The sequence below is a fragment of the Alishewanella maricola genome (assembly GCF_016343785.1).
Classification (GTDB): Bacteria; Pseudomonadota; Gammaproteobacteria; order Enterobacterales; family Alteromonadaceae; genus Alishewanella; species Alishewanella maricola.
The window spans coordinates 157518-169361 of the sequence record NZ_JAEINI020000001.1 but is presented as its reverse complement, the minus strand read 5'-3'; the positions used below and the strand labels follow the sequence as shown (position 1 = coordinate 169361).

9 protein-coding genes are annotated in these 11844 nt (G+C 45.4%); 2 read left to right on the top strand and 7 right to left on the bottom strand.

The window, feature by feature from the left end; all coding sequences use genetic code 11:
* Positions 1-26: 26 nt before the first annotated feature.
* The 3 genes from phoR to JAO78_RS00825 form a co-directional block, all read right to left on the bottom strand.
* Positions 27-1358 carry a phosphate regulon sensor histidine kinase PhoR gene (gene phoR / locus JAO78_RS00835; protein ID WP_226749459.1) on the bottom strand — a complete coding sequence of 444 codons (1332 nt, stop codon included), beginning with the start codon at positions 1356-1358 and terminating at the stop codon, positions 27-29.
* A gap of 6 nt (positions 1359-1364) precedes the next feature.
* Positions 1365-2054, bottom strand: a complete 690-nt coding sequence (gene phoB, locus JAO78_RS00830; protein WP_226749458.1) for a phosphate regulon transcriptional regulator PhoB — start codon at positions 2052-2054, stop codon at positions 1365-1367.
* 61 nt (positions 2055-2115) lie between these two features.
* Positions 2116-2319: a hypothetical protein gene (locus JAO78_RS00825; protein WP_226749457.1), complete on the bottom strand. Its 204-nt coding sequence runs from the start codon at positions 2317-2319 to the stop codon at positions 2116-2118.
* A gap of 71 nt (positions 2320-2390) precedes the next feature.
* Between JAO78_RS00825 and JAO78_RS00820 the strand changes: the two genes are divergently transcribed.
* Both JAO78_RS00820 and JAO78_RS00815 read left to right on the top strand, forming a co-directional pair.
* Complete coding sequence (locus tag JAO78_RS00820; RefSeq protein ID WP_226749456.1) at positions 2391-5075, top strand: beta-helix domain-containing protein; 2685 nt, start codon at positions 2391-2393, stop codon at positions 5073-5075.
* Positions 5076-5177: 102 nt separating this feature from the next.
* Positions 5178-7838: a TonB-dependent receptor domain-containing protein gene (locus JAO78_RS00815; protein WP_226749455.1), complete on the top strand. Its 2661-nt coding sequence runs from the start codon at positions 5178-5180 to the stop codon at positions 7836-7838.
* Positions 7839-7968: 130 nt separating this feature from the next.
* On the opposite strand, the gene JAO78_RS00810 is transcribed toward JAO78_RS00815, so the two are convergent.
* The 4 genes from JAO78_RS00810 to pstA all read right to left on the bottom strand — a co-directional run bounded on the left by JAO78_RS00810 (position 7969) and on the right by pstA (position 11841).
* Positions 7969-8187: a hypothetical protein gene (locus tag JAO78_RS00810; protein WP_226749454.1), complete on the bottom strand. Its 219-nt coding sequence runs from the start codon at positions 8185-8187 to the stop codon at positions 7969-7971.
* 271 nt (positions 8188-8458) lie between these two features.
* Positions 8459-9370, bottom strand: a complete 912-nt coding sequence (locus JAO78_RS00805) for a porin (RefSeq protein WP_226749453.1) — start codon at positions 9368-9370, stop codon at positions 8459-8461.
* Between the two features lie 268 nt (positions 9371-9638).
* On the bottom strand, positions 9639-10427 hold the full coding sequence (pstB, locus tag JAO78_RS00800) for a phosphate ABC transporter ATP-binding protein PstB (RefSeq protein ID WP_226749452.1): 789 nt from the start codon (positions 10425-10427) through the stop codon (positions 9639-9641).
* A gap of 43 nt (positions 10428-10470) precedes the next feature.
* Positions 10471-11841, bottom strand: coding sequence for a phosphate ABC transporter permease PstA (gene pstA / locus JAO78_RS00795; RefSeq protein WP_226749451.1), 1371 nt, complete (start codon positions 11839-11841; stop codon positions 10471-10473).
* Between the last annotated feature and the right edge of the window lie 3 nt (positions 11842-11844).

Sequence of the window (11844 nt, the reverse complement as noted above, 5' to 3'; positions counted from 1 at the left end):
ATCAGCTTAAGCCTCAATGAAAAGTGTTAATTTGGCTTAGAGAGTCTTTTCGTACTTTGCATATTCAGCACTAACTCTGGCGGCAGTGCAAAAGAAAAAGTACTGCCTTCACCCGGCTCTGAAAAAATCATTAGCTGGCTATTATGACGTGACAGCACATGTTTAACGATAGCTAAGCCTAAACCGGTGCCCCCGGTATGACGAGCACGCGCCTGATCTACGCGGTAAAAGCGTTCGGTCAGTCGTTTCACATGATTGGCGGCAATACCTTCACCATTATCGGTTACAGTAAAAAGTGCTTTTTGATGCTCACGCTGCCAACTAATATGAATAATGCCGTTAGCCGGTGTGTATTTAATCGCATTGGTCACTAGATTCGAGAACGCACTGCGTAATTCTTCCGATACCCCCGTCACTTTTAAGCTGTCATCAATATTAAAGTGTAATTGATGCTGTTTTTCTCGGTTCAAAGTTTCGGCTTCGTGTTCAATTAAATGCAGCATGGCGGGTACATCAACCTCTAATTCAAACTGCACTCTTGCCGCCGCCTCAATCCGCGATAAGGTTAATAACTGCTGCACTAAACTGTCCATGCGCCGCGTTTGTTCTAGCATAACAGTATGGGCTTTAGGCCAGATCGCCGGTGGCGGTTGGCAATCGGCATCCATCATTTCTAAGTAGCCTTGCAGCACGGTCAATGGCGTACGTAACTCATGCGATACATTGGCGACAAAGTCTTTGCGAATTTGCTCTAACTGCTTTAATTGGCTGATATCGCGGACGATCAGCAGAAATTGCGCCTTACCGTAAGGCATCATTTTACATTCAAGCACCAGATTGGATGAGGTAGGCGACAAGACTTCTAACGGCTGTTGAAAACGTTGTTCTTTAAGGTATTGATGAAACTCAGGCGAGCGAATTAAATTATCAATACGCTGCCCTTCATCGCTTGGCCAGCGTAAGCCCATCAGTATTTGCGCCAGTTTGTTACACCAAATGATACTCCAGTCTTCACTAAGCACCACCACTGCCTCAGGCAGGGCTTCAGCGCCATCTCGAAAACGCCGGACTAACGTCCGTAATTCTTTGCGTTTACGCCGCTCGCGCCGTTGCTGAAAATAAATACCGTCGAAGATTTGTTGCCAGCTACCATCGCCGGCAGGAGGGGTGAGTTTACGATCGCGCCACAACCATTTATCTAATAAAAAGATATGTTTATACTGCCAGGCTAGCTGAAATACACTGACAACCAGCAAAGCCAGTAATATTTCACCAAAGATCCAACCGACAAAAGCTGCCAAACCATACTGCAGCAAGGCTTTGCTTAGCAGTGTCTTTTTAGACAGCAATAAACGCATGGGCGCTTACTTAGCCGAAAAGCGGTAGCCAGATCCGCGCACTGTTTGCACTAACCTGTCATGACCGTTAAAGGCGATAGCTTTACGTAATCGACGAATATGCACATCCACAGTGCGATCCTCAACATACACATTAGTGCCCCAAACATGATCCAGTAATTGTTCGCGGCTGTAAACGCGCTCAGGGTGTGTCATAAAGAAATGCAATAAACGAAACTCAGTTGGCCCCATGTCTAAAGGCTGTTCGGCTGAGGTGACGCGATGCGATACCGGATCCAGCTTTAACCCCTGCACTTCAATCACATCATCTAAACTGGTGGGTGCAACCCGACGGATCACCGCCTTAATGCGTGCCATCAACTCTTTAGGTGAAAATGGCTTAGTGACATAGTCATCCGCACCCACTTCTAAACCTCGAATTTTATCTTCTTCTTCACCGCGTGCCGTTAACATAATGATCGGGATAGTGCGGGTGATCTCATGCTGCTTCATTTTCTTGGCAAACTGAATGCCACTGCCACCTGGTAACATCCAATCGAGTAAGACGAGATCGGGATAAGGTTCAACCAACATCTCTACCGCACTGTTGAAATCAACGGCAGTAGCGGCTTGGTAACCATTTTGCTCTAGTACAAAACACAACATATCTCGGATTGGAGCTTCATCTTCTACAACGAGAATTTTACGCGACGACATTTATTCACCTGTGTAATGGTTATTTACCTAAGTGCCAGTATCCAATCAAAATATGACATTTTTATGAAATATAACACCCTTTCTGTTTTTGCTCACCCACTTGCTTGATGACGCTAACAAACACCTCAAGGGTTTTACCAAAAATGCGTAGAAATTTATGACAGTTACATGAATTATTTATGGCAAGCAGGGCTGAAAGCCTTGATATATCTGCATGTTCCAATTTCATCCCCCCCCTCTCGCTCATCTGTAATAAAAGCGTCATAGCCGCAAGCTAAGTTAGCCGCACATTCATTCTTATTGCTCACTCATCAAAATAGATACGGAGAAATCTTCATGGCTTTACGCAAATTATTAAAACTGAGCGCAATCACATCCGCACTCATTCTCGCAGGGTGTGGTGGTGATTTAGTTGTTAATACCGGCGCAACAGACAATGCAACAGATGGCGGTGGCAATACCCCTCCTCCGGTAATCAGTAATTGCCCAACGTTTGCGACACAAGCTAGTAGCTTGGCCGGTGTAACCAAAACTGTTTGCGAAATCAGTGGTGCTATTACCAGTGATGTGCGCTTAACCGCCGATATTGCTTGGTCACTCAGTGGCAAAGTGACCGTGGGTAATGACAATAGCAATAGTGCTACCCTGACTATTGAACCGGGCACTTATGTATTTGGTAAAAGCGGCGCCGATTATTTAGTGGTCGCTCGGGGTTCAAAAATTCAAGCCATCGGTACAGCTGCAGCCCCCATCATTATGACATCGGTAAACGATATGTTAGGACTGTCTGATGAAGAATCAGCTGCTGATTGGGGTGGTTTAGTCATACTCGGTAAAGCCCCAACGAATAAATGTGATCAAGCCAACTTAGCCAGCTGTCAGGTTGAAGCAGAAGGCGAAGCCGGCCCCTATGGCGGTAACGATCCAGAAGATAACAGCGGTGCACTACGTTATGTGCAAGTGCGTTATGCTGGTTTTGAAGTGATCCCAGATAACGAGCTAAATGGTATTACCTTTGCCGGTGTAGGTCGCGGGACCACAGTAGAATATATTCAGGTGCATAATAACTTAGATGACGGCGTTGAATTTTTCGGCGGTACTGTCGATGCTAAATATGTGGTGTTAACCGGTAACCGCGATGACTCTTTAGACTGGGCTGATGGCTGGCAAGGTCGTATGCAGCATGTATTGATCCGCCATAACCCAAATGATACCAAGGCCAACCGGGGCATCGAAGCGGATAATCAATCTGGTAACTTCACCGCCACACCGGTGTCTAAACCGCAAATTGCTAACCTGACCATCATCGGCAACAACTTTGATGGTGAAGATGATTCTGAAGGTATCTTACTGCGCGCTGGCACTGCCGGTGAGTTATACAATGTCATTGTTACTGGCCCAACGGGTATGGGCGAATGTTTTGAAATCAACTCTGACGAAACCATCACCAACGCGGGTAATGGCGAAATCGTCTTCCGTAATTCTATTCTTGATTGTGCCGAGCCATTTAAAAACTCGGTTGATGCTAGCGGCAACGTTACCTTAAACGCTGAAACCTGGTTTCGCGCTCAGCCTGGCAATATGGTTACAGACGCATTGTTAGGCGGCTATATTCCTGCACCTAACTCACCTGCCCTAGGTAATGGCTACAACGTGGCGAATAACGTTGACCCTTGGTTTGATACTGTAAATTACATTGGTGCTTTTGATGGCATGAATGATTGGACAACTGGTTGGACAATTGGCTTACACCCCGATGACGACTTAGCAGCCTGCCCAGCAGGGACCACTGCTGTCAACAGCTTAACGGGTCGTTTAAATTGCCAGTTGTCTGGCGATATTACAGCGAATGTTACGCTTGCAGCCGGTGCAGATTATGTATTAAACGGCCGAGTGCGTGTTGGACAAGATAATCAAAACAACGCCACGTTAACCATTCAACCGGGTGTCACCTTATACGGTAAGTCGGGTGCTGACTTCTTAGTGGTCAGTCGTGGTTCAAAAATTAATGCCAATGGCACCGCGGCAAACCCTATCGTTATGACGTCAGTGCAAGATGTGATTGGCTCACCCACAGCCGCAGGCCAATGGGGTGGCTTAGTCTTACTGGGTAATGCACCTAGCAACAAATGTGATCAAACTAACCTGACTAATTGCCAAGTTGCTGCAGAAGGCGATGCGGGCAACTACGGCGGCGCTAACTGGGAAGACAACAGCGGCGTGTTGAATTATGTGGTGGTGAAACATGCCGGCTTTGAAGTTATCCCCGATAACGAATTAAACGGTATTACTTTCGCCGGCGTGGGTTCAGCTACCCAATGTAGCAATATCCAAGTGCACCAGAACGTCGATGACGGTGTCGAGTTCTTCGGTGGCGCGGTTAGCTGTAAGAATGTGGTGTTAACGGCTAACGGTGATGACTCGGTTGACTGGGCCGACGGCTGGCGTGGCAACATGCAGTTTGTCATTGTTAAGCATGCTGCCGACGGTGCGAAAGCGAACCGCGGTATCGAAGCGGATAACCAATCAGGTAACTTCGGTGCCTTGCCCATATCAAACCCTGTTATTGCCAACCTAACCATTATCGGCAATACCTTTGACGGTGATGATGATTCTGAAGGCGTATTGCTTCGCGCTGGCACTAATGCACAGTTAGCAAACTTTGTGATTACTGGCCCAATGGGCATGGGTGAATGTTTAGAAATTGAATCAAATGAGTCACGCGCGTTAGCGGCTGCCGGTTCACTCACTCTTACCAACAGCGTTATTGCTTGCCCCACTGAAGCGACCAAAGGCACTGTCGATAGCAACACCACGACAGAGCAATGGTTTTTAAATCAAGCAGGCAACAGCTTCGCGTCTAATCAAGCGGCGGTGTTGGACGGTATTTTCACTATCGACACTACCACACCTAAAGATATGACAGCCGTTAGCAGCTTCTTTGAAGCCGTTGACTTTATTGGTGCTGTTAAGGCCGGTAACGATTGGACCGCAGGTTGGTCAGTTGGCTTAGACGACTAACTCCCTTGCAGCACAACCCAAATGACGCGGTTGTGCTGCTCTTTTTAGGCCATCTCAAGGCCATCGCCAGTAACGTTTAAAAGCTGATAGGACAATGTTCAGATGAGCAGCAAACAAAAATTAAGTTTAAGTCGTGTAGGCCTGAGTGTCATGCTGGCCCTGAGCACCACGACAACCTTATTACCCATACATGCCAAGGCGCAAGATAGTGCTCCTGCACCTCAAACTGAAACTGAGGAACTTGAACGGATCTCCGTATCAGGCCGCTTGATGAGCTCCGCTGCAGCCGCCGCGGCAGAGCGTAGAGAACAGCCCTATGTCGCAGAATTACTGGGTATGGAGCAAATTTCACGCGCTGGTGATAGCAATGCCGCCACCGCACTGCGTCGTGTAACCGGTTTAACACTGGTTAAAGACAAGTTTATTTATGTTCGCGGTTTAGGCGAACGTTACTCTAGCACGCTGTTAAACGGTGCCTTGGTACCCAGCCCAGATCCAACCCGTAACGTGATCCCGCTGGATATGTTTCCGGCTGGTATTATCGAAAGCTTGGTGGTACAAAAAGCCTATTCTCCTGAACTTCCTGCTGCCTTTGGTGGCGGTAATGTCAATATTCGCACCGCAGCAATACCCCTGCAAACCACCTTTAACGTTGCGGTAGGCACAGGCTATAACAGCTTAAATAGTGCTGATGGCTTCAGCTATGCTGGTGGCGGCGATGATTGGCATGGTAAAGATGATGGCACTCGCGCTATTTCTGCCGACCTCGCCACAGCACAACGTCAATTTGGGATATTAACCCCAATAAAAATTGCTGAAGCGCTAGGTGGCATCAACGCCAGCAATCTTGCCCAAGCCGAAACCATCGTGCGTGAACTGGGTACTGCATTTAATCGTGATATCGATATTCACCGCACCTCAGTTAAACCCGACTTTGATGGCAGTGCCTCTTTTGGTAGTCGGTTTGATCTGGCAAAAAATGTCGTATTTGGCGTAATGTCGGGCTTTAGCTACGATCGTGCCACCCAAAATATTGAAGAACAAGAGCGTTATTACTCCATTTCAGGTGAGTCGTTAACACCGCTAAATCGCTACGACGACATCCGCGGCACAGAGCATCAGATCAAAATGTCAGGCATGCTTAATTTTGGTTTAGAACTCGGCGTCGATCATCGTTTAGAAACCTCAACGATTTATCTGCGCGATACTAAAGATGAAATTAAGATCAAAAACGGTGACAGTATCGAAACCATCAACGAAACCAACCGTTTTAATACCGACACCAGCCTAACTTATGAAGAGCGCACCATGCTGAGCAATCAGTTACGTGGCCGACATAATTTACCGTCACTGTGGGACCTGGCAATTGACTGGCAATATACCGATGCCAAGGCACGGCGTTATGCCCCAGGTCAAGTTGAATACCGTTACTTAAATGAAACGCAAGCCGACGGCTCAGTATTTTCGTTTTTACGACGCAATCAAAATGCCGTCACCTACAGCTTTGGTGATATGCAAGATAATACTGAAAACTTAAGCTGGAATGCACACTTACCCATGACGCTGGGAAAAGCAGAAATCACTTTCTCGACAGGTTACAATTATTTTGAACGCAATCGTGATGCCCAAACCGACCGCTTTAATTTTGATACCGTTGGTTTTAGCCTTCAACAGTTATCTGGCAGCTTTTCCGATATTTTTACTGATAACAATATCTTAGATTCGAGCAATCGCTTTAAGATATCAAACGTCACTACTCAAGCTGATGATTACTTAGCCGCCCAAATGATCGATGCGGGTTATGCCGCACTAGAGATAAATTACGACTATCTGTTCCGGTTGAATCTAGGCGTACGCTACGAAGACTTTAAACAAGTGTCGCTACCCTTAACAGCTGATGGGCAGATTAGCGGTAATGTCACCGATTCGGTGTTAGTAGAAGATGGGTTTTATCCCGCGCTATCACTAACTTGGTTTGTGAATGACGATTTACAAGCGCGCTTTGGTTACAGCAAAACGGTTGTACGGCCCGATCTACGTGAAGTTACACCAGTATTGTATGTCGACCCGCTAACCGACTTTAAAGTGACGGGCTTTAGCGGTTTAACCAGTACCGACATAAACAGTGCCGATGTGCGTTTAGAGTGGTATTACGATAACAGTAACTACAGTGTAGGTTTGTTCTATAAAGACTTGGATAACCCGATTGAAGCAATTGAACTATCCGGTTCTGACGGTAACTTACTGATGTCATTTCGAAATGCCGAAAGCGGCAAATTATATGGCGTCGAAGCCGAGTTTTTACAGCAGCTTGATATGTTTAACGGCTCAATCGGTCAGATTGCCGATAACTTTTTCCTAGCAGGCAACTTAACGTTGAGTGAGTCAGAAATTACCATTCAGCGCTTCCCTGGGGCAAATTTAACCAATTTAGAGCGGGGTTTAAGTGGTCATTCTAAGTATGTCGCCAATTTGCAGCTTGGCTTTGATTCGGATAACGATAAGCACAATGCAACCCTAACCTATAATGTGTTTGGCAAGCGTATTGCTTTTGCTGGGGTCAATGGTAAAGACGATGCTTTCGAACAGCCGTTTAATTCGTTAGATGTGACATACAGCTATGCACCGAATAGCAATATCAGCGTTAAATTAGGCCTGAAAAATCTGCTAGATGAAGATGTCGAAATCTTACAGCAAGGCGAGATCTTACAAAAGCGTACAGAAGGCCAAAGTTACTCGTTGAGCTTTTCCTACAAATATTAAGCAAAAAACTCAGCCTGCAGTTGGCACAACCTTAACTTTTCCCTGTTTTACGGTTGTTTACTGCGGGCTTTATTTTTACTAACACTTATACCGATACCTTTGAATTAGCCTCTAGCTTCAACTTACTTTTTTACTGCTGCTTAGCGGTATCTGTTACTTTTACTCGTTTTTGTGGCGGATTTAACCAAACAACATGGCCAACATGTGGGCTAGTGCGCGTTAACGCGGTTGCCTCTTGCAGCCGTTGTTCATCTGTTTCATAGGCATAATCAGCAGTGCCGATAGTTGAACAGCCGGATAATAGCGCTAGGGTAGAAACGACCATTACTACAGGAAGATATTTTTTCATTGGCTAGACCTCTGTTGTTAACCTGAAATCACTATAAACAGAGACATCGCTGTTGTCTAACACAGCAATATGACAATTTGATGAATCCTGAAAAATATAAACCTTTGAAAAAAATCAATATTTTAAAATAGCTATTTTGAGGATGACACAATTAAGACGGTTTAAGAACAGCGGGTTATAGATAATTGTGTTGATAAAAGAATTTGGTTTAAAAAGCAGGTAAAGAAGTTAATAAAAAGCCGGTCTCAGACCGGCTTAGAAGGGATTGAAATCAGAATTTATGCTTAATACCCACCGCTAAATAATCACGGTCAGGAGAATTTACATCAAAGTTAAAGCTGCTGTACCACGCGAAAAGTGTCGTATTTTTACCAGCTTTGTAATCGACACCGACACTGACGGCGTCATCATCTTCTAATGTTTGATACTGTGCTTTCAGTTCAGTTTTACCCACTGGGTAGGCGGCGCTAACTAACCAACCATCTTGCTCTACACCCGTGGTGATATTCTCTTGTGAATGGAACATGGCGCCCAGTTTAAAATCAGCAGCCTTCACTTGTGTTTGTAAACGCAGAGTATCATAACCCGCAACCTCAGAATCCATTGATACAGCAGCATAATAATCGCTGTCTTTCAGGTTTTCGTCACCGTAATAAACTGATGCAGAGAAAGCATCTTCAGCATCTGCTGCATCTTCCATGACATAAGTTAAATGCATGCCGAAACCATTAAATTTAGGGGTGTAATAAGTCACTGAATTGCTAGCTCGTACTTCACCACGCCACAACGCTTTTACGTCAGCTTCGTAATCACTGAATAAGTCAATTTTACCTTGCGCATCTTTTAGTGCTGTATCATGACGCCCTAAACGCACTTCACCAAAGTTACCTTTTAAACCAACATATTGATTTCGAGACGTAATGTTCTCGCCACCGCTAACATCAGCCAAATCAACTGCCCACTCCACTTGGTACACTAAAGTCATGCCACCGTCTAATGCAAAATCACCTTTCAAACCAAATCGTGAGCTGTTGCTTTTCAGTTCAGAGAACCGCCCTTCCCCTTCATCACTGGATTGTGCTGAAACATTCAGTTGACCATAAACGGTAAGTGGCTCAGCGTAAGCGACAGTGCTAACGGCTGAACCTAAAACTAATGCTACTGCAATTGATGATTTTTTCATGTTATCTACCCGAGTTAGTTAGGTTTCTTGTAGCTAATGCTCACAACCATAGTATTGATGACGGAGTGCATAATAAGAATTTTTTATGACAAACAAATGACAGTATAACATTTATATTGCGTTTATTTAGATTAGCCTGGACTGACCATAAAAATATGCATTAATAGACGAGCATGGCTACAGGGATAACACAAGCGCAGTCCGTCAATGGGTTCAGCAAACAAGAAAGGCGCTTTCGCGCCTTTCTTTTTTTACCAACAATCTAGGCTTAACCATAACGGCCTGTAATATAGTCTTCGGTTTTTTTCTGCTTCGGGTTGGTAAACACATCGTTGGTGCCACCAATTTCAATTAAGTTACCTAAATGGAAAAATGCCGTGCGATCAGACACCCGGGCAGCTTGCTGCATATTGTGCGTCACAATCACAATGGTAAAGTTTTGCTTTAATTCATCGATTAACTCTTCAATAATCGATGTGGCTATTGGATCGAGTGCTGAACAGGGCTCATCCATCAAAATCACTTCCGGACTTACCGCGATGGTACGCGCAATACACAAACGCTGTTGCTGACCACCCGATAAACCGGTACCCGGTTGATGCAAGCGATCTTTTACTTCTTCCCATAAACCAGCACGGCGCAGGCTGGATTCAACAATGTCATCTAAATCAGATTTTTTACTGGCTAAGCCATGCAACTTAGGGCCATAAGCAATATTCTCATAAATCGATTTTGGAAAAGGATTCGGTTTTTGAAACACCATACCGACCTGGGCGCGAAGCTGCACCACGTCTAAGGCCGGATCATAAATGTTGTAGCCATCTAACGCGATGTTGCCGGTTACTTTACAAATGTCGATGGTATCGTTCATCCGATTTAAACAACGTAAAAACGTTGATTTACCGCAACCTGACGGGCCGATAAAAGCAATCACTTCGTTTTCAACGATATCCATATCAATGCCATGGATTGCCTGATTGTCGCCATAAAACACTTTGACATCTCGCGCGGTCATTTTGATTTTTTCGGCGTTGTTCAACATGGTTACTTCACTCATAGTTTAATCCTGTTCGTTCAATTCTTAGGCTGTTTGCTACTTATTACCAACGCACTTCGTAGCGTTTGCGTAACCAAATCGCCAAACTGTTCAGAGATAACATCATCACCAATAACACGATGATAGCGGCCGATGTTCGGGCCTCAAAGAAATTCCGTAATTCGTTGCCTTGCCATAGGTAAATTTGTACCGGTAAGGCCGTTGCTTGATCCATGGCACTTCCCGGCACTGATGCCACAAAGGATTTCATGCCAATCAACAGTAAGGGGGCAGTTTCACCTAAGGCTTGTGCCACACCAATAATCGAACCGGTTAAAATACCTGGAATGGCTAGCGGTAACACATGATGAAACACCGCCTGCGTTTTAGACGCGCCTAAGCCTAAGGCCGCTTGGCGGATCGACGGTGGTATCGCTTTTAATGTCGAACGCGTGGCAATAATAACAGTAGGCAGTGTCATCAGTGTTAGCACTAAGCCACCAACTACCGGCGCGGACATCGGCAAATTAAACCAACCGATAAAAATAGAGGCCCCTAATAAACCAAACACAATAGAGGGCACCGCGGCCAAATTGTTAATGTTCACTTCGACCAAATCGGTCAGGCGATTTTTCGGCGCAAATTCTTCTAAGTAAATCGCCGCGGCAACGCCCATCGGGATGGCGAGCACAATGACGACGAGCATCATATAAAGTGACCCCATAAAAGCACCAGCTAACCCCGCCGAGGCCAGTGAACTGCGCGAATCGGGGTTCATAAACAAGGCAAAACTAAAGCGATTGCTTATTACGCCTTGCTGTTTTAAAGCATCAACCCATTCGCGAACTTTGGCACTGAGCTGCTGTTGATCGTCGGGTAAACTGCGATCAATATTCCCTTTTAACCAAACATCAATATTAGCATCTGTGAGCAAGTGTAAGGTTTTGGTTTGACCGATAATCGAAGGGTCAGCAATCACTAAATCACGCAACGCGAACCGCTCACCGGAGGTGACGATACGTTGTAATTCACGCCGATGTTGCTGAGCATCAGGGATCACTTGCTGTAATGCCGGGAAAATAAGCCGATTAAAGTTTACTAAACCCACTTCTGAACGCCACGCCAAATCACGCTGCCGAAACTCGTTCTCTGTTTCTCCTGCTTGCGGTTGCGGCTTTTCGCTGATCTTGACTATGGCAGGATCAAAGTAAATATCCAAGGTAATACTGTGCTGCCAAAACGCCGGTAGCCCTTTGGCAAAAATATTCACAAACAGTAAGATCACCAATAAGATACTGGCCGATACCGCCAATAAACCTGCGGTTCTAAATAGCTTTTCTTGGCGATGGCGTTTTTTTAACGAGCGCACCACTTGTTGCTGTACTTTGCTGTAAGCCTTGTTCGCGTTGGTTACGGTGTTAAGTTCAGTCGTCATTTG